Origin of the sequence: Burkholderia sp. Ac-20345 (genome assembly GCF_017104825.1) — a bacterium.
GTDB lineage: Bacteria > Pseudomonadota > Gammaproteobacteria > Burkholderiales > Burkholderiaceae > Burkholderia > Burkholderia lata_B.
Genome location: NZ_JAAGPO010000110.1, coordinates 15,178 through 33,587, shown reverse-complemented (window position 1 = coordinate 33,587; position 18,410 = coordinate 15,178). Strand labels below are relative to the sequence as shown.

General features: G+C 64.5%; 19 protein-coding genes and 1 tRNA gene. 15 read left to right on the top strand and 5 right to left on the bottom strand.

Annotated elements, in window-relative coordinates; all coding sequences use genetic code 11:
• The coding region (locus G3O06_RS30465; protein ID WP_226111393.1) for an FAD-binding protein at positions 1-222 on the bottom strand (222 nt) is incomplete at its 3' end.
• Between the two features lie 106 nt (positions 223-328).
• Between G3O06_RS30465 and G3O06_RS30460 the strand changes: the two genes are divergently transcribed.
• Positions 329-1,111, top strand: a complete 783-nt coding sequence (locus tag G3O06_RS30460; protein WP_011351770.1) for an SDR family oxidoreductase — start codon at positions 329-331, stop codon at positions 1,109-1,111.
• A 32-nt stretch (positions 1,112-1,143) separates the two neighbouring features.
• Entirely contained in the window at positions 1,144-1,575 is a 432-nt protein-coding gene (locus G3O06_RS30455; protein WP_043182542.1) for a thioesterase family protein, read from the top strand.
• A 105-nt stretch (positions 1,576-1,680) separates the two neighbouring features.
• Here G3O06_RS30455 and G3O06_RS30450 read toward each other — a convergent pair whose 3' ends face one another.
• Entirely contained in the window at positions 1,681-2,226 is a 546-nt protein-coding gene (locus G3O06_RS30450; protein WP_205818425.1) for a LuxR C-terminal-related transcriptional regulator, read from the bottom strand.
• A gap of 223 nt (positions 2,227-2,449) precedes the next feature.
• On the opposite strand from G3O06_RS30450, the gene G3O06_RS30445 reads away from it, so the two are divergent.
• Positions 2,450-3,154, top strand: coding sequence for a CoA transferase subunit A (locus G3O06_RS30445; protein WP_043182547.1), 705 nt, complete (start codon positions 2,450-2,452; stop codon positions 3,152-3,154).
• A gap of 1 nt (position 3,155) precedes the next feature.
• Positions 3,156-3,797 (top strand): CoA transferase subunit B, encoded by a 642-nt coding sequence (locus G3O06_RS30440; RefSeq protein WP_174912711.1) that lies wholly within the window; start codon positions 3,156-3,158, stop codon positions 3,795-3,797.
• 76 nt (positions 3,798-3,873) lie between these two features.
• Here the strand turns inward: G3O06_RS30440 and G3O06_RS30435 are convergent, their stop codons facing one another.
• The 3 genes from G3O06_RS30435 to G3O06_RS30425 are packed head-to-tail and all read right to left on the bottom strand — an operon-like array spanning position 3,874 to position 6,203.
• A complete protein-coding gene (locus tag G3O06_RS30435; protein WP_205818424.1) occupies positions 3,874-4,587 on the bottom strand; it encodes an SDR family oxidoreductase in 714 nt (237 codons plus the stop codon).
• 36 nt (positions 4,588-4,623) lie between these two features.
• On the bottom strand, positions 4,624-5,634 hold the full coding sequence (locus G3O06_RS30430) for a polysaccharide deacetylase family protein (protein WP_205818423.1): 1,011 nt from the start codon (positions 5,632-5,634) through the stop codon (positions 4,624-4,626).
• A gap of 11 nt (positions 5,635-5,645) precedes the next feature.
• Positions 5,646-6,203 carry an ester cyclase gene (locus G3O06_RS30425; RefSeq protein WP_174969240.1) on the bottom strand — a complete coding sequence of 186 codons (558 nt, stop codon included), beginning with the start codon at positions 6,201-6,203 and terminating at the stop codon, positions 5,646-5,648.
• 132 nt (positions 6,204-6,335) lie between these two features.
• Between G3O06_RS30425 and G3O06_RS30420 the strand changes: the two genes are divergently transcribed.
• The 11 genes from G3O06_RS30420 to pheT all read left to right on the top strand — a co-directional run bounded on the left by G3O06_RS30420 (position 6,336) and on the right by pheT (position 18,352).
• Positions 6,336-7,247, top strand: coding sequence for a LysR family transcriptional regulator (locus G3O06_RS30420; protein WP_205818422.1), 912 nt, complete (start codon positions 6,336-6,338; stop codon positions 7,245-7,247).
• 119 nt (positions 7,248-7,366) lie between these two features.
• Positions 7,367-8,263 (top strand): alpha/beta hydrolase, encoded by an 897-nt coding sequence (locus G3O06_RS30415; RefSeq protein ID WP_205818421.1) that lies wholly within the window; start codon positions 7,367-7,369, stop codon positions 8,261-8,263.
• 80 nt (positions 8,264-8,343) lie between these two features.
• The gene (locus tag G3O06_RS30410; RefSeq protein ID WP_205818420.1) at positions 8,344-8,697 is read left to right on the top strand and encodes a RidA family protein; all 354 of its coding nucleotides are present in this window, start codon (positions 8,344-8,346) and stop codon (positions 8,695-8,697) included.
• A 39-nt stretch (positions 8,698-8,736) separates the two neighbouring features.
• Positions 8,737-10,971: a bifunctional (p)ppGpp synthetase/guanosine-3',5'-bis(diphosphate) 3'-pyrophosphohydrolase gene (locus tag G3O06_RS30405; protein ID WP_205818419.1), complete on the top strand. Its 2,235-nt coding sequence runs from the start codon at positions 8,737-8,739 to the stop codon at positions 10,969-10,971.
• Positions 10,972-11,058: 87 nt separating this feature from the next.
• A tRNA-Val gene (locus G3O06_RS30400) sits at positions 11,059-11,135 on the top strand.
• 271 nt (positions 11,136-11,406) lie between these two features.
• Positions 11,407-13,314, top strand: coding sequence for a threonine--tRNA ligase (gene thrS, locus G3O06_RS30395; RefSeq protein WP_174969236.1), 1,908 nt, complete (start codon positions 11,407-11,409; stop codon positions 13,312-13,314).
• A gap of 49 nt (positions 13,315-13,363) precedes the next feature.
• The gene (gene infC / locus G3O06_RS30390) at positions 13,364-13,888 is read left to right on the top strand and encodes a translation initiation factor IF-3 (RefSeq protein WP_071734130.1); all 525 of its coding nucleotides are present in this window, start codon (positions 13,364-13,366) and stop codon (positions 13,886-13,888) included.
• Positions 13,889-14,077: 189 nt separating this feature from the next.
• Positions 14,078-14,275: a 50S ribosomal protein L35 gene (rpmI, locus tag G3O06_RS30385; protein WP_004191477.1), complete on the top strand. Its 198-nt coding sequence runs from the start codon at positions 14,078-14,080 to the stop codon at positions 14,273-14,275.
• Positions 14,276-14,304: 29 nt separating this feature from the next.
• Positions 14,305-14,664: a 50S ribosomal protein L20 gene (gene rplT / locus G3O06_RS30380; RefSeq protein ID WP_004192938.1), complete on the top strand. Its 360-nt coding sequence runs from the start codon at positions 14,305-14,307 to the stop codon at positions 14,662-14,664.
• Positions 14,665-14,812: 148 nt separating this feature from the next.
• Positions 14,813-15,826 (top strand): phenylalanine--tRNA ligase subunit alpha, encoded by a 1,014-nt coding sequence (gene pheS / locus G3O06_RS30375; RefSeq protein ID WP_041492813.1) that lies wholly within the window; start codon positions 14,813-14,815, stop codon positions 15,824-15,826.
• 96 nt (positions 15,827-15,922) lie between these two features.
• A complete protein-coding gene (pheT, locus tag G3O06_RS30370) occupies positions 15,923-18,352 on the top strand; it encodes a phenylalanine--tRNA ligase subunit beta (RefSeq protein ID WP_205818418.1) in 2,430 nt (809 codons plus the stop codon).
• Positions 18,353-18,410 lie beyond the last annotated feature (58 nt).

Genomic DNA, 18,410 nt, shown 5'->3' with positions numbered 1-18,410 from the left:
GCACACGCCGATCTCGGTGCCTTTCTCGGCGGCCAGCTGCTTGAGCCGGATCGCCGCCGACAGCCCGGCGGGGCCGCCGCCGACGATCACGACGTCGTATTCCATCGATTCGCGCGGGCCGTATTGCTCGATGAGGCTTGCGGGGGTCATTGGCGTTCCTCTAACCGTTAGAATGCTTTTATTCGGGAGCGTATTGTCTGCGAAACGAAACGCTTGCCGCAACAGCATGCGGCTAGATTAGCACGATCGTTCTATTTTCGTGCTAGGGTAATGCCGTTCGGGCCATGCTGCCCGTGGCGGCGAAACGACATCGAAAGGGGAAGTGCAAATGGGTCGGTCGATCAATCTGGAAGGCAAGGTTGCGCTGGTCACGGGTGCGTCGAGCGGTCTCGGGCAGCGCTTTGCGCAGGTGCTGTCGCAGGCCGGTGCGAAGGTCGTGCTCGCGAGCCGTCGCGTCGAGCGCCTGAAGGAGCTGCGTGCCGAGATCGAGGCGGCGGGCGGTGCCGCGCACGTCGTGTCGCTCGACGTCACCGACGTCCAGAGCATCAAGGCGGCGGTCGCGCACGCGGAGACGGAAGCCGGTACGATCGACATCCTCGTGAACAATTCGGGCGTCTCGACGATGCAGAAGCTCGTCGACGTGACGCCGGCGGATTTCGAGTTCGTGTTCGATACCAACACGCGCGGCGCATTTTTCGTCGCGCAGGAAGTCGCGAAGCGGATGATCATGCGCGCGAACGGAAGCGGCAACGGCAAGCCGCCGTGCCGGATCATCAACATCGCGTCGGTGGCCGGGCTGCGCGTGTTTCCGCAGATCGGGCTGTACGCGATGAGCAAGGCGGCGGTCGTGCAGATGACGCGCGCGATGGCGCTCGAGTGGGGGCGCCACGGGATCAACGTCAACGCGATCTGTCCGGGCTATATCGATACCGAAATCAATCATTACCTGTGGGAAACCGAGCAGGGCCAGAAGCTGCAGTCGATGCTGCCGCGCCGGCGCGTCGGCAAGCCGCAGGATCTCGACGGGCTGTTGTTGCTGCTCGCGGCCGACGAGTCGCAGTTCATCAATGGCTCGATTATCTCCGCCGACGACGGCTTCGGCCTCGCCTGAGCGGATGACATTCAGCAACAAAGAAGACTGCAATGAGCGATTATTCCCCCGTTTTTGAGATGTCGATGCCGATCCGCTGGGGCGACATGGACGCGTTCGGCCATGTGAACAACACGGTCTATTTCCGTTACATGGAGCAGGCGCGGATCTCGTGGTTCGAGGAGCTGGGCATCGCCGGCGGTAACGGCGAGGGGCAGGGGCCCGTCATCGTCACGGCGTCGATGGAGTTCCTCAAGCAGCTGCACTATCCGGGCGACGTGATCGCGAAGATGTCGGCTGCGAAACCCGGCCGCAGCAGCTTCGACACGGGTTTCGAGCTGACGCGCGCCGACGATCCGCAGCACGTCTATGCGCGCGGCAATGCGCGCTGCGTGTGGGTCGACTACGCGCTCGGCAAGTCGGTGCCGCTGCCCCAGTTGCTGCGCGACACGATCGAGCGTGCGCTCGCGACGAAGGTCGGCTGAGCGTCGAGTCGGCGAGGCAGGCGCCAGGCCGCCGGTGGTACGCCATGCCCGTTGTTTCCCGAATCGGCCGCCATGCGCGGCCGATTGTCGTTCGGACGCGGTCGTTCACTGCCCGAGCAGGCGCTGCAGCAGCTCCGGCGTATTGTTGGTCCCGTACTTGCGCATCAGTCGTGCGCGGTAGATGTCGACCGTACGCGGGCTGATGTCGAGCACGCGCCCGATCTGCTTGCTGGTCTTGCCGGTCGCGAGCTGCGCGGCGATCTCGCGCTCGCGCGGGGTCAGTTCGACGGCGACCCGGCGCGTCGCGCTCAAATCCTCGAAGGTCCACACGCCCGCCGCAAGCGGCGCGGTGCGATCGAGCGCGCGGCCGGTGACGTGGCACCAGAACAGCTCGCCGCCCGCCCGTTTCATGATTCTGTCATCCGAGTAGATGCCGTTCGCGACCATCACGCGCGAGATCCGTTCGCCGATTCGCTGGTATTCGTCCGTCGACGGGTAGAGCACCTCGTACGATTTCCCGATCAGGTCGGCACGCTCGCAGCGGAAGATCGACGCGAGCGCGTCGTTGCAATCCTCGATCACGCGGTCGCGCGACAGGACGAGGCCGAGCGGCGCGAGGTGGAAGGCAGTCTGGTAATCGAGAGCGGGCATGGCGCAGGCAAGCGGAGGCAAACGCTTATGTATTTTTGCGTATTGTGCCGCATCCGCGCCGCATCGTACCCTTTCAGGCATCTCGTGGCGGTTTGCCGCGACATAAAAACAGCGCGCCTCGACGCAGGCATCGCCGTGCATGCATAGAATGATGCGGCGGGCTTGCGGCCCAGGTGGGCGCGTGAACCGGTTTTGCTGGTTTCCATAGAGGAAGGGACAACTGATGAACAAAGTCTATCCAAGCGCGGCTGCCGCGCTGGAAGGGATCGTCCGCGACGGACAGACCTTCGCGGTGGGCGGCTTCGGCCTGTGCGGCATTCCGGAGGCGCTGATCGCGGCGTTGCGCGATTCGGCCGTCAAGGGCATCACCTGCATCAGCAACAACGCGGGCGTCGACGGCTTCGGCCTCGGCCTGCTGCTGGAAACGCGCCAGATCAAGAAGATGATCTCGTCGTACGTCGGCGAGAACAAGGAGTTCGAGCGCCAGTACCTGGCCGGCGAACTCGAGCTCGAATTCACGCCGCAAGGCACGCTCGCCGAAAAGCTGCGCGCGGGCGGTGCGGGCATCCCCGCGTTCTTTACGAACACGGGCTACGGCACCGTGATCGCGGAAGGCAAGGAGACGCGCCAGTTCGGCGATCGCCACTATGTGCTCGAGCCGTCGCTGACGGCCGATGTCGCGCTCGTGAAGGCCTGGAAGGCCGACAAGTCTGGCAACCTGATCTTTCGCCGCACCGCGCGCAACTTCAACCCGATGTGCGCGATGGCCGGCAAGATCACCGTCGCGGAGGTCGAGGAGATCGTCGAGAACGGCGAGCTCGATCCGGACCACATCCACACGCCGGGGATTTTCGTGCAGCGCATCGTGCTGAACGCGACGCCCGAAAAACGCATCGAACAACGCGTCGTACGCGCGAAAGGAGACTGACATGGCCTGGAATCGTGACCAGATGGCCGCGCGCGCGGCGAAGGAACTGCAGGACGGCTTCTACGTGAACCTCGGCATCGGCCTGCCGACGCTCGTCGCGAACCACGTGCCGGAAGGCGTCGAGGTGTGGCTGCAGTCGGAGAACGGCCTGCTCGGCATCGGCCCGTCGCCGACCGAAGACGAAGTCGACGCCGATCTCATCAACGCCGGCAAGCAGACCGTCACGACGCTGCCGGGCTCGTCGATCTTCTCGTCGGCCGATTCGTTCGCGATGATCCGCGGCGGCCACATCAACCTCGCGATCCTCGGCGCGATGCAGGTCAGCAAGCAGGGCGACCTCGCGAACTGGATGATCCCCGGCAAGATGATCAAGGGGATGGGCGGCGCAATGGATCTCGTCGCCGGCGTGAAGCGCGTCGTCGTGCTGATGGAGCATGTCGCGAAGGGCGACCAGCACAAGATCCTCGAGGAATGCAACCTGCCGCTGACGGGTGTCGGCGTGGTCGACCTGATCATCACCGATCTCGGCGTGATCGAAGTGACGCCGTCCGGCCTGAAGGTCCTCGAGCTCGCCGATGGCGTGAGCGCCGACGAGATCAAGGCGAAGACGGGCGCGCCGCTCGACGTGAGCGCGGTGGGCTGAGCGTCACCTTGTTGCGTCATCCCCGACGCCCCGCGTTCCGGACGGAACGCGGGGCGTTTTGCCAGTGGCGCGTGCGTCACGCGATGGCGCCGCCGCCGTCGACCAGTACCGTCGAGCCGGTCGCATAACGCGTTGTCGCCAGATACAGGATCGCATTCGCGACATCCTCCGGCTGGCCGACTCCGCGTACCGGGAGGCGCTGTGCGGCGCTCGCGTACATCGCGTCGCGCGCGTCGGGTGCGAGTTTGTCCCACAGTGGCGTCGCAATCAGGCCTGGCGACACGGTATTGACGCGAACCGGCGCCAGCTCCAGTGCGAGGCCGCGGGCGAGGGCCTCGAGCGCGGCATTGATCGCGCCTTGCAGGACCGACGATGCGCTCGGCCGCACGCTGAGGTAGCCCGACACGAATGTCAGCGAACCGCCCGATGCGATATCGATCGCGCGGGCGATGCGGTATGCCCCCCAGAATTTGCTGTCCATCGCAGCCTGTGCGTCGGCAAGCGGCAGCCCGCGGATCGGGCCGGTGGCCGTCTTCGCGGCGGAAATCACCACATGGTCGAACTGGCCGGCGCGCGCACAGAATGCATCGACGTCCGCCGTGTCGGTGATGTCGAGCGTTTCGGTCCGCACGTGCGCGCCTGGCGCGGCATCGATTGCGATCCCGCCCGGGTTTCGCGAGGCAATCGTCACGATCGCGCCGCGTCGCGCGAATGCCGTCGCAGTGGCGGCGCCGATGCCGGAGCTTCCTCCGACGACGAGTACATTTTTCCCTTGGAGCACGTCATTCATGAAGGTCTTTCCTGGGTGAGGGGGAACGGAATCCGGTCAGATCGTTTCGGTTTCACGCAGCGTCGACGGGCTGTGCAGCGTGAAACGCGCAATATCGTCCTTGCGCATGAAAGCGACACCCGGGTGCGATCGAGCGTAGTGCAGGAATGCGTCCCACGCGCGGACCATTTGCGGTGTGCCGCTGATCCGGTCGTGTGCACTGATCGACATCAGTCTGCGCCGCTGCCCGGCCTCCGCGTAAAGCTGGTCGAAATCGAGCTTGATCTGCTCGAGGAACATCGCTGGCGAATAGTTGCGACCTTCGATGAGCAGGATGTCGTTGTTGCGCAGCGTGTACGGGACCACCACGAAATCGCGGCCGTTGACGGTCTCGATGAAAGGCTCGTCCCGGCTGACGTCGTCGATGTGATACAGGTAGCCGAGTTCCTGCAGCAGCGACAGCGTATGCGGCCCACGCCGCAGCCAGTTGCAGTTGTAGCCGGTCGGGCGCTGGCCGGTCTCCGCCTCGACCATGTCGCGTGCTTCGGTCAGGAAGCGACGTTCGTCGTCGCGGCTCATCGCGAACTGCGCCCGCCATGTCGGCCCGTGCGCGGCGGCTTCGTGGCCGCGCGACACGATCTCGCGCGCCAGTTCGGGGTGCCGGCGCGCGGCTTCCCCGATCATGTGCGACGTGACTTTCACGCCGTGCCGGTCCCACAGGTCGAGCAGGCGCGGAATCCCTTCCCGGTAGCCATACGCGAACCAGGTGGACGACGCGAGATCGACCGGTACCGACGGCGGAAACGCGACGGCCGGAAAGGGGCTGTCCGCGCCCGTGGGCGGTTGTCCGCCCGCCTCGAACTGCATCGAGATCGAAATGACGAGGCGCGCGCCATCCGGCCAGAACGATGTGGAGCCCGCCGCTGCGGGCGCGGGCATCGGGGCGGCGACTGCCGGCAGGGAGCCGCCGGTGGCCGCCACGACGCCGGCGGCGAGCCCGGCGCCGGCCTGAGCCAGAAAAGTGCGGCGCGGCAGATGCGTCGCGGGATCGACGTTACCGAGAGTCATGGTGTCCTCCGTCAGCCGGCGAGCCCAAGCTGACGCATCAGCGTCAGGTTGTCCTCGATGTGCCAGTTTTCCGCGATCCGGCCGTGGTCGATCCGGTAGATATCGGTCGCGATGAAGTCGATTGCCTGTCCGCGCCCGGTCGTTCCGTTGAACGTGCCGGTGAAATGCCCGCGAAAATGCAGGTGCACGACGACACGGTCGCCCGCGACGATCATCTGCTCGATGTCGCAACGCAGGTCCGGTATCGCGCCGCGCATCGTGCGGGATGCCGCGAGCGGTCCCGGTACGCCCTGTTCGCGGCCGGGCGGCAGCGTTCGGTCGGTGAAGTCGGCGGCGAGTGCGGTGTGCGCGAGGGCAGGGTCGCCGGTATTCCAGAAGGTGCCGTAGCGGCGCGCGGCCAGTATTTGCGCGCGAGCCAGCGCGGCTGGCTCGCCTGCCGCAACGGTCAGGCTATGCGGCGCAATGAGGTCGGCGGCGCGGGAAGCGGCGGGTGAGAGCGCGACGGCGCAAGCGGCCGCGGCGAGCGCGTGCGCGATCGGGCGGGCGGTCGAACGAGAGCGGATCGACATGGTTTGGGCGGTCCTGTGAATGGCGTCTTGCAACGACGCGGAACAGGTATGGTAGGTTTCCGATCTGCGCGTAAATACGGGTAAAAAGCGAATGGATTATTCGAAAAAAAGAAAGGTTCGGATGGAACGGGCATGACGATGCTGATCGACGATTTACCGGCACTCGATACCTTCGCGAGGATCGTGTCGGCCGGCAGCCTGTCGGCGGCGGCGCGCGAGCTCGACCTGTCGTTGTCCGTCGTCAGCAAACGGCTCGCGCATCTCGAGTCGCGGCTCGGCGTGCGCCTGCTGCACCGGACCACGCGCCAGCAAACGCTGACCGACGACGGCGCGCAGTTTCACGCGCAGGTGCTGCGCATCCTGGCCGAGGTCGAGCGTGCCGAAACGCTGATGCGCGATCGCCGCGGCACGGTCAGCGGCGTGCTGCGCGTGACGGCACCCGGCGAGCTCGGCCGCCTGCGGATCGCACCGCTCGTGGCGGCATTTCAGCAGCGACATCCGCAACTGACCGTGCAACTGGTGCTGACCGATACGGTCGTCGATCTGCTCGCCTGCGACATCGATGTCGCCGTGCGGATCGGCAATCTCGCCGATTCGACGATGATCGCGCGCGAACTGGCGCCGAATCATCGCGTGCTGTGTGCGTCGTCGCGCTATCTGGCGTCGCACGGGATGCCGTCCCATCCAGCCGATCTTCATGCGCATCGATGCATCGTGATGGGCGACCAGCCGCACGCCGAATGGCGGTTCGATGGCGCGCAAGGCGTGGTTGCGGTCGAGGTGACGGCCGCGCTCCTGACGAACGACGGCGGCGCGGCACGCACGCTGGCGCTGGAAGGTGCGGGCATCGCGTTGAAATCGATCTGGGACGTCGGTGCCGATCTCGATGCCGGTCGACTCGTGCGCATATTGCCGGCTTTTGCGGTGTCTGCGGCGCCGCTGCATGCCGTCTATCCCGGCGGTCGTCAGGTGCCGTTGCGCGTGCGGACATTCGTCGATTTTCTGCGCGAGCAGTTGCAGGAGGCGTGGCGCCGCAACGATTGAACCCGTCGCGCCGAGCCGGGCGCGCGGCGCCCTGTTGTTCCGAAGCGGTTTACAATCGTTTGCATCGGGCGTCGCAAGCGTTGCCCCACGCGTCGCCCCCGTTCGACAGGATGCCAACGATGCCAACGACCCCAGCGAATCCCCAGGTTCCTCGCCAGCGGCGCGTGCAGTGCGCGAGCGCGGCCGGCCTTCACCACGTCGCCTATACCGAATGGGGCGATCCCGCCAACCCGCGCGTGCTGGTCTGCGTGCATGGCCTGACCCGTTCCGGGCGCGATTTCGACCGGCTTGCCGCTGCGCTGTCCGATACGTATCGCGTCGTCTGCCCCGATGTCGTCGGGCGCGGCCAGTCGGACTGGCTGGCCGATCCGCGGCTCTATGCGATTCCGCAGTACGTGGCCGACATGGTGACGCTGATCGCGCGGCTCGACGTCGAATCGGTCGACTGGTTCGGCACGTCGATGGGCGGGCTGATCGGCATGGCGTTCGCCGGGCTGCCCGGTTCGCCGCTGCGCCGGATGATCGTCAACGACGTCGGCCCGCGCATCGAACCCGATTCGCTGACGCGCATCGGCGAATATCTCGGCGTGCAGCCGCGCTTTGCGACCCGGCAGGAGGGCATCGACTACCTGACGTCGCTGTCGCTGCCGTTCGGTGCGCTGAGCGCCGACGAGTGGCGCGAGATCAACGGGCCGCTGCTGCGCGAACTGCCGGAAGGTGGCTGGACGATCCGCTACGATCCGCGCATCGCCGAACCGTTCAAGGCGACGACGCCCGAACTGGCGGCGCTCGGCGAGGCCGCGCTGTGGCGCGCCATCGAGACGACGGACGCATCGCTGCTCGTCGTGCGCGGCGAGACGTCCGACCTGCTGTCGCGCGAGACGGTGGCCGACATGGTGCGTCGCGGCCGGTACGTGACGCACGCCGAGATTCCGGGGGCGGGCCACGCGCCGGCGTTCATCGACGCCAGCCAGATTGCGCTCGCGCGGCGGTTTTTCGTCGAAGGCGGCGCATAAACGCGTCATAATATGCGGTTCGGCGGCACGCGGGCCGTGTCGTCGCCCGAATCTCCATTCACTCACGACCGGAACATTCCATGGCAGTCATTCGTCACCACGTCGGGCCCCGCCTCTCCGAAATCGCGATCCACAACGGTACCGTGTATCTGGCCGGCCAGATCGCCGAAGACACCTCGCAGGACATCATCGGCCAGACGCGCGAAGTGCTCGGCCACATCGATCGCCTGCTCGCCGAAGCGAACAGCGACAAGGCGCATCTGCTGTCGGTGCAGATCTACATTTCGGATCTGGCGAACTTCGAAGGCATGAATGCGGAGTGGGATGCGTGGGTCGCGCAGGGCAACACGCCGCCGCGCGCCACCGTCGAAGCGAAGCTCGCGGATCCCGCGCTGCTCGTTGAAATCGTGGTCGTCGCCGCGCAGCGGAGCTGAACGTAGTCCGACGATGATCGCATTCCGCCAGGCCGAGCAATGACCGAGTCCGTTTCCGCATCCCCCGTCGCGGCGCCGTCGTTCGACGACGTGCTCGCGTTCGTGCGCGAGCGGGCCGGCGACGTGCGCCTGTCGTCGGGTGAACTGCTCGCCGATCACTCGGCGGGCACGGCGTCGATCATGCGCACGCTGAACGTCGATCCGCACGCGATGCAGGCGGCCGCGTTGTTCGTGCTGACGCCGCACCTGAGCGACCCCGAGCGTGAACTCACCGAGCGTTTCGGCGACGAAGTGGCGCGGCTCGTGTCCGACGTGCGCAAGCTGTTGCGGCTCGGTACCGTCAGCCTGCGTGCCGCGCAGAACGCGGTACCCGACGTGGGGCGCGACGCGGCGGAAGAGCGGCGTACGCAGATCGAGGCGCTGCGCAAGATGCTGCTTGCGTTCGCGCAAGACATCCGCGTGGTGCTGATCCGGCTCGCATCGCGCTTGCAGTCGCTGCGCTACTACGCGGCCGCGAAGATCGACCCGCCGCCCGACGTCGCGCGCGAGACCCTCGAGATCTATGCGCCGCTCGCGAACCGCCTCGGTATCTGGCAACTGAAGTGGGAGCTCGAGGATCTCGCGTTCCGCTTCGAGGATCCCGTCACCTACAAGCGGATCGCGAAGCTGCTCGACGAGAAGCGCATCGAGCGCGAAGCGTACGTCACGCAGGCGATCGACCGGTTGCAGCAAGAGCTGGCGGACGCGCACATCCAGGCCGACGTGAGCGGCCGGCCGAAGCATATCTACAGCATCTGGCGCAAGATGCGCGGCAAGGAGCTCGATTTCTCCGAGCTGTACGACGTGCGCGCATTTCGCGTGATCGTGCCGGACATCAAGGATTGCTACGCGGTGCTCGGCATCGTGCATCACCTGTGGCAGCCGGTGCCGAAGGAATTCGACGATTACATCTCGCGGCCGAAGCCGAACGGCTACAAGTCGCTGCATACGGTCGTGATCGGCGATGACGGCCGTGCGTTCGAAGTGCAGATCCGTACGCATGAGATGCACCGTTTCGCCGAGTACGGCGTCGCCGCGCACTGGCGCTACAAGGAGGCCGGCGCGCGCGGCTACGGCGGCCAGTTTTCGGCGAGCGACAAGTACGACGAGAAGATTGCATGGCTGCGCCAGCTGCTCGCGTGGAAGGACGACGTCGAGGACGGCGCGGAAAAGTCGGGCGACAAGGCGTGGGCGCAATTGCGCGAGACGTCGCTCGATGACGACCATATCTACGTGCTGACGCCGCAGGCGCGCGTGATCGCGTTGCCGCAGGGCGCGACGCCGGTCGATTTCGCGTACCACCTGCACAGCGAACTCGGCCATCGGTGCCGTGGCGCGCGTGTCGACGGCGCGATGGTGCCGCTCAACACGCCGCTCGCAAATGGCCAGACGGTCGAGATCGTCGCGGTGAAGGAGGGCGGGCCGTCGCGCGACTGGCTGAACCTGCAGCTCGGCTATATGAAGAGCCCGCGCGCGCGCCAGAAGGTGCGGGCGTGGTTCAACTCGATCGAGCAGGAAGAAAACGTCGCGCATGGCCGCGCGCTCGTCGAAAAGACGCTGCAACGCGAGGGCAAGACGTCGGTCAACCTGGACAACCTTGCCGCGAAGCTCGGCTTCAAGTCGCCCGAGGATCTGTTCTCGGTCGTGGGCAAGGAAGAGTTCAGCCTGCGCAATGTCGAGCACGCGCTGTCCGATGCGCCGCCGCCCGAACCGGCGCCCGAAGCGCCTGCCGATTTCGAGAAGCGCAGCAGCGGCGCGAGCGTCGCGCACGGCGCGTCGACCGGCGTGCTGGTCGTGGGGGTCGACGCGCTGCTGACCCAGCTCGCGCGCTGCTGCCGTCCGGCGCCGCCCGATCCGATCAGCGGTTTCGTCACGCGCGGCAAGGGGATGTCGATTCACCGCACCGATTGCCCGACGTTCCGCCGGATGGTCGAGCGCGCGCCGGAACGCGTGCTGCAGACGACCTGGTCGGCCGACGTGCTCGGCGGGCGCGGTGCGTCCGTCTATCCGGTCGACCTGATGATCGAGGCGAGCGACCGGCAAGGGTTGCTGCGCGACATCTCCGAAGTGTTCGCGCGCGAGAAGATGAACGTGGTGGGCGTGAAGACGCAGAGCCGCCGCAACGCGGCATTCATGCAGTTCACGGTCGAGGTGTCGAACTCGGCGCAGGTACAGCGTGCGTGCACGCTGCTCGGCGAGGTGCAGGGCGTCGTGCGGGCCGGGCGGAAGGCATGATGTGGGGCTCGAGCCCCGCTATTTTGCTGCGACCGCATAAAAATACTTGCCAAGCGGGTAACGGCTCCATATAATCTTAGCTTCACTAGGCTCGTAGCTCAGCTGGTTAGAGCACCACCTTGACATGGTGGGGGTCGTTGGTTCGAGTCCAATCGAGCCTACCAACGAATTGAGAATGCCCGGCCTCCGGGTGTTCGATGCAGCAAATAACTCAACGCGAACAAGGCGAATACGGTTATGACACCGCGAACGTTGACCGAAACCTTTTCGGAGCGACGCTAGTCGAGGAACCCTTTCGCCCTTTCAGTTTGAGTGAAGTATCGAATGCGGCCCCTCGAAAGCGGGGCCGCATTTTTTTTGTCGCGAAATTTTCCCGCGTGATTTTTAAATCGCGTACCTGGTCTGCCGCCCACTGTCGGCATCACGGAGATTGCTATGGTTTCGATACGCTTGCCTGACGGCTCAGTTCGACAATACGAGCATCCGGTGACAGTTGCCGAGGTTGCAGCCTCGATCGGTCCCGGCCTTGCGAAGGCTGCGCTTGGTGGCAAGATCGATGGCGAGCTCGTCGATACGTCGGCCGTGATCGACCGCGACGCGTCGCTCGCGATCATCACGGACAAGGATGCCGACGGCCTCGACATCATCCGTCACTCGACCGCGCACTTGCTCGCGTATGCGGTGAAGGATCTGTATCCGGATGCGCAGGTGACGATCGGCCCGGTGATCGACAACGGGTTCTATTACGACTTCTCGTACAACCGTCCGTTTACGCCCGAAGATCTGGAAAAGATCGAAAAGCGCATGCAGGAGCTCGTGAAGAAGGACGAGCCCGTGACGCGCCGTGTCGTGTCGCGTGACGAAGCGGCGGGCTACTTCCGCAGCATCGGCGAGAAGTACAAGGCCGAGATCATCGAATCGATTCCGCAAAGCGACGAAATCAAGCTGTACTCGCATGGCGGCTTCACCGACCTGTGCCGCGGCCCGCACGTGCCGTCCACCGGCAAGATGAAGGTCTTCAAGCTGATGAAGGTCGCGGGCGCGTACTGGCGCGGCGATTCGAAGAACGAGCAGCTGCAGCGCATCTACGGCACGGCCTGGACGAAGAAGGAAGACCAGGATCAGTACCTGCACATGCTCGAGGAAGCGGAAAAGCGCGACCACCGCAAGCTCGGCAAGCAGCTCGACCTGTTCCACATGCAGGAAGAGTCGCCGGGCATGGTGTTCTGGCATCCGAAGGGCTGGGCGCTGTGGCAGCAGGTCGAGCAGTACATGCGCCGCCGCGTGAACGAAGCCGGCTACCTCGAGATCAAGACGCCGATGATCATGGACCGCTCGCTGTGGGAAGCGTCGGGCCACTGGCAGAACTACCGCGAGAACATGTTCACGACGGAGTCGGAGAAGCGCGACTACGCGATCAAGCCGATGAACTGCCCGGGCCACGTCCAGGTGTTCAAGCACGGCCTGCGTTCGTACCGCGACCTGCCGCTGCGTTACGCGGAATTCGGTTCGTGCCACCGCAACGAGGCATCGGGCGCGCTGCACGGCCTGATGCGCGTGCGCGGTTTCGTGCAGGACGATGCGCACATCTTCTGTACGGAAGACCAGTTCATCTCGGAATCGATCGCGTTCAACACGCTGGCAATGAGCGTGTACAAGGACTTCGGTTTCGATCACATCGACATCAAGCTGTCGCTGCGCCCGGAGCAACGCGCGGGCACGGACGAGACGTGGGATCGCGCCGAGCAGGGCCTGCGCGACGCGCTGACGGCCTGCGGCCTCACGTGGGAAGAGTTGCCGGGTGAGGGCGCGTTCTACGGCCCGAAGATCGAGTACCACATCAAGGATGCGCTCGGCCGTTCGTGGCAGTGCGGCACGCTGCAGCTCGACATGGTGCTGCCGGAGCGCCTCGGCGCCGAGTATGTCGCGGATGACAGCAGCCGTCGCCGTCCGGTGATGCTGCACCGTGCGATCGTCGGTTCGATGGAGCGTTTCCTCGGCATTTTGATCGAGCACCACGCTGGTGCGATGCCGGCCTGGCTCGCGCCGTTCCAGGCAGTTGTGCTCAATATCGCCGAAAGTCAGGCCGAATATGCGCAATCTCTGGCCCAATCGTTGCAAAAACAAGGGGTTAGAGTGACGGCCGATTTGCGCAATGAGAAGATTAGCTATAAAATACGCGAGCACACGCTGGAAAAGGTGCCTTATCTCCTCGTCGTGGGTGATAAGGAGCGTGATGCGCAAACGGTAGCCGTGCGTGCCCGTGGCGGCGTCGATCTTGGCGTGATGCCGGTCGAAGCCTTCGTTGAGCGTCTGCAGGAAGACCTGCGCTCGTTCAAGTAACCGCCCTGGCAGCGCGGCTCGTTTTTTTAATTTTTAGAGGAAACGTAACATCGCTACTGATAAGTCGTCGCACCGCATCAACGGTGAAATCACTGCGCCGGAAGTGCGTCTGGTCGGGATCGAGAACGAACCGCTCGGTATCGTAAAACTCGCTGATGCTTTCCGTAAATCGGAAGAACTGGATGTTGACCTGGTGGAAATCGCGCCGCAAGCGGTTCCCCCGGTTTGCCGTCTGATGGATTACGGCAAGTTCAAGTACCAGGAATCGAAGAAGCAGCACGAAGCGAAGCTGAAGCAGAAGGTCATCCAGGTCAAGGAAGTCAAGTTCCGCCCGGGTACCGATGACGGTGACTACAACGTCAAGCTCCGCAATCTCGTGCGCTTCCTCGAAGAAGGCGACAAGACGAAGATCACGTTGCGTTTCCGCGGCCGCGAAATGGCTCACCAGGAAATCGGTATGCGGATGCTTGAGCGTCTGCGCACGGATCTCGAGGAAGTCGGCCAGGTCGAGCAGATGCCGAAGATGGAAGGGCGCCAGATGATCATGGTGCTCTCGCCGAAGAAAAAGAAGTAACGGGCCCGCGCGCTTTGCGCGCAGGTTCGCAGTGGTTCGGCGCGTTGCCCGGTCAGGGCGGCGTGCCAGCAATGACGGCGGCTGCGCAAGCGGTTCGCCGTACACAAGTGGACTGGGTTTCGAAGGGCGGGTCAAGGGCGCAAGCCAACCGCACACCCATCGCCATCTAATAAACTGGAGTTGTTCGTCATGCCTAAGATGAAGACCAAGAAGAGTGCTGCAAAGCGCTTCGTGGTGCGTCCGGGCGGTACCGTCAAGCGCGGTCAAGCCTTCAAGCGTCACATCCTGACCAAGAAAACCACGAAGAACAAGCGTCACCTGCGCGGCGCAACGGCAGTTCATGATTCCGATCTGAACTCCGTCCGCGCGATGCTGCCGTTCGCGTAACCCCTAACTGATACTCTAAGGAGAGAAACATGCCTCGAGTCAAACGTGGGGTAACCGCACGGGCCCGCCACAAGAAGATCATCAACCTGGCCAAGGGTTATCGCGGCCGCCGCAATAACGTCTACCGCATCGCCAAGCAGGCGGTGATGCGCGCTGGTCAGTACGCGTACCGCGATCGCCGCAACAAGAAGCGTGTGTTCCGCGCACTGTGGATCACGCGTATCAACGCGGCAGTTCGCCAGCACGACATGACCTACAGCGTGTTCATCAACGGCCTGAAGAAGGCGTCGATCGAACTCGACCGTAAGGTTCTGGCCGACATGGCGGTGTTCGACAAGGCTGCTTTTGCTGCGATCGTCAAGCAGGTGAAAGCCGCCGTTGCAGCCTAATTGCGAAATTAGCACTGCGTGGTTAGTTGCAGCGATGTTCCGGTAGTCTCGGCCGCTGCAGCGAAAACGGGGCTCTTCCGAGCCCCTTTTTTGTTTGGTGGGCGATTTCGCTCGCCAAGACCGAATGACGTTGGAAATGATGGGATCTATGGATCTGGACCAGATTGTCGCCGACGCGCAGCAGTCCTTTGAACAGGCTGCCGACATCACCACGCTCGAAAACGAGAAAGCACGATTTCTCGGCAAGTCGGGTGCGCTGACCGAGTTGCTGAAGGGCCTCGGCAAGCTCGATCCCGAAGCACGCAAGACCGAAGGCGCACGCATCAACGTCGTGAAGCAGCAGGTTGAAGCCGCGCTGACCGCGCGCCGTCAGGCACTGGCCGACGCGCTGCTGAACCAGCGTCTCACTGCCGAAGCGATCGACGTGACGTTGCCGGGCCGTGGCGCCGGTGCAGGCAGCCTGCACCCGGTGATGCGCACGTGGGAGCGTGTCGAACAGATTTTCGGCTCGATCGGCTTCGATGTGGCCGACGGCCCCGAGATCGAGACCGACTGGTACAACTTCACGTCGCTGAACAGCCCGGAGAACCATCCGGCGCGTTCGATGCAGGATACCTTCTACGTCGAAGGCAAGGATGCCGACGGCCGCCAGCTGCTGCTGCGCACGCACACGAGCCCGATGCAGGTGCGTTACGCGCGCATGAACCGTCCGCCGATCAAGGTGATCGCGCCGGGCCGCACGTATCGCGTCGACAGCGATGCGACCCACTCGCCGATGTTCAATCAGGTCGAGGGGCTGTGGATCGACGAGAACATCAGCTTCGCCGATCTCAAGGGCGTCTATACCGACTTCCTGAAAAAATTCTTCGAGCGCGACGACATCCTCGTGCGCTTCCGTCCGTCGTATTTCCCGTTCACGGAACCGTCGGCCGAGATCGACATGATGTTCGAGCAAGGCAAGAACGCCGGCAAGTGGCTCGAGATCTCCGGTTCGGGGCAGGTGCATCCGACCGTGATTCGCAACATGGGCCTCGATCCCGAGCGTTATATCGGTTTTGCGTTCGGCAGCGGCCTCGAACGCCTGACGATGCTGCGCTACGGTGTCCAGGATCTCCGGCTGTTCTTCGAGAACGACCTGCGTTTCCTGCGCCAGTTCGCGTAACGCCGCGCGCCGCGCCGACCTGTGCCCGAGCACGCCCCGATGGACGATCCGACGGGGCCCGGGCGTCGATCTAACCTGTTTCGAACGTAGACATCCATGCAATTCCCTGAATCCTGGTTGAGAACCTTTGTCGACCCGCAGCTGACGACCGACGAACTGTCGCACGCGCTGACGATGGCGGGGCTCGAAGTCGAATCGCTGAGCAAGGCTGCGCCGCCGACGTCGAAGATCGTCGTCGGCCGCGTGCTCGAAGTCGTCAAGCATCCGGATGCGGACAAGCTCAATGTCTGCCAGGTCGACGCCGGCACCGGCGCGACGCTGAATATCGTCTGCGGCGCACCGAACGTCGCGCCCGGCATCAAGGTACCGGTCGCGCTGGTCGGCGCGGAACTGCCGCCGGCGGAAGAGGGCGGCAAGCCGTTCGCGATCAAGCTGTCGAAGCTGCGCGGCGTGGAGAGCCAGGGGATGCTGTGCTCGGCGCGCGAGCTGAAGCTGTCCGAGGATCACAGCGGCCTGCTGGTGCTGCCGGAAGACACGCCGGTCGGCCAGGATATCCGCGAGACGCTCAATCTCGACGACACGGTCTTCGAAATCAAGCTGACGCCGAACAAGGCCGACTGCCTGTCCGTATTCGGCATCGCACGCGAGACGGCTGCGATTACCGGTGCGCCGCTGACGCCGGTCGACATTCGCCCGGTGCGCGTCGAGCTCGACGAGACGCTGCCAGTGCGCATTGCTGCCCCCGATCTGTGCGGCCGCTTCTCGGGTCGCGTGATCCGCGGCGTGAACGCGCATGCGAAGACCCCGCAGTGGATGATCGAACGCCTCGAGCGTTCCGGCCAGCGCAGCGTGTCGGCACTCGTCGACATCTCGAACTACGTGATGTTCGAGCTTGGCCGCCCGTCGCACGTGTTCGATCTCGACAAGATCCACGGCGGTATCGAGGTGCGTTGGGGCAAGCGCGGCGAATCGCTGAAGCTGCTCAACGGCAACACCGTCGAACTCGACGAAACGGTCGGCGTGATTTCGGACGACCGGCACGTCGAAAGCCTGGCCGGCATCATGGGCGGCGACAGCACGGCCGTTACGCTCGATACGACCAACATCTACCTGGAAGCCGCGTTCTGGTGGCCGGACAGCATCCGCGGCCGTGCGCGCAAGTACAACTTCTCGACCGATGCGGCCCATCGCTTCGAGCGCGGCGTCGATTACGCGACGACCGTCGAGCACGTCGAGCGCATCACGCAACTGATTATCGAGATCTGCGGCGGCAAGGCGGGCCCGGTCGACGATCAGGCCGTGAACCTGCCGCAGCGCGCGCCGGTGAAGATGCGCGTGTCGCGCGCGAACCGCATCATCGGCGTGCAGATCAGCGCCGAAGAGATCGCCAGCATCTTCACGCGCCTCGGCCTGCCGTTCGAGCGTGAAGACGACGCGTTCCTCGTTACGCCGCCGTCGCATCGCTTCGACATCGAGATCGAGGAAGACCTGATCGAGGAAGTGGCGCGCATCTACGGCTTCGAAAAGATTCCGGCGCGTCCGCCGGTCGCGACGAGCGAAATGCGCGCGACCAACGAGACGCGTCGCTCGATCCACGACATCCGTCACGCGCTTGCCGCGCGCGACTACGCGGAAACCGTCAACTTCAGCTTCGTCGATGCGGAGTGGGAGCAGGATTTCGCGGGCAACGATCATCCGATCCGCCTGCTGAACCCGATCGCGAGCCAGCTGTCGGTGATGCGCACGACGCTGTTCGGCAGCCTGATTTCGGTGCTGCGCCACAACCTGAACCGCCGCGCGGATCGCGTGCGCGTGTTCGAGGCTGGCCGCGTGTTCCTTACCGATGCGGCGGCGAAGGCCGGTGAGCTGACGGTCGAGGGCTACGTGCAGCCGAAGCGCGTCGGCGCGCTTGCCTATGGTCCCGCGCTCGACGAGCAGTGGGGCGTGGCGACCCGCATGGTCGATTTCTTCGACGTGAAGGGCGATCTCGAGGCGCTGCTCGCGCCCGCGGCCGCACGCTTCGTGAAGGCAGAGCATCCGGCCCTCCATCCGGGCCGCAGCGCGCGCATCGAAGTCGATGGCCGTGCGGTTGGCTGGATCGGCGAACTGCACCCGCGCCTGATGCAGAAGTACGAACTGCCGCACGCGCCCGTGATGTTCGAGGTCGATGCGGACGCGCTGATTGCACGTGCGCTGCCCGCGCCGACCGACGTGTCGAAATTCCCGCCGGTTCGTCGCGATATCGCCGTTGTCGTCGATCAGGCGGTCGAGGTTCAGGCACTTTTCGACGAAATGAAGAAGGCGCTTGCCGAAGAGGCCTGCCGATTCGTTCAGAAGGTTGTACTCTTCGACGAATTTCGTGCAAAATCAAATACTTCCGGTGGTCTTGCCGCGCACGAGAAGAGCCTTGCCTTCCGCGTGACGCTGCAGGACGCGGCTGGCACGCTACAGGATGAGGTCGTCGATCAGGCGATCCAGACGCTGGTCGAGCGGATGGCTCGTGCCGGTGCGCGCCTGCGCGGCTAAGGAGGAGGTCCGCCCGCTCGCGGGCGGCCTTTTCCGATCGTAAGTTTTGATTTAACGC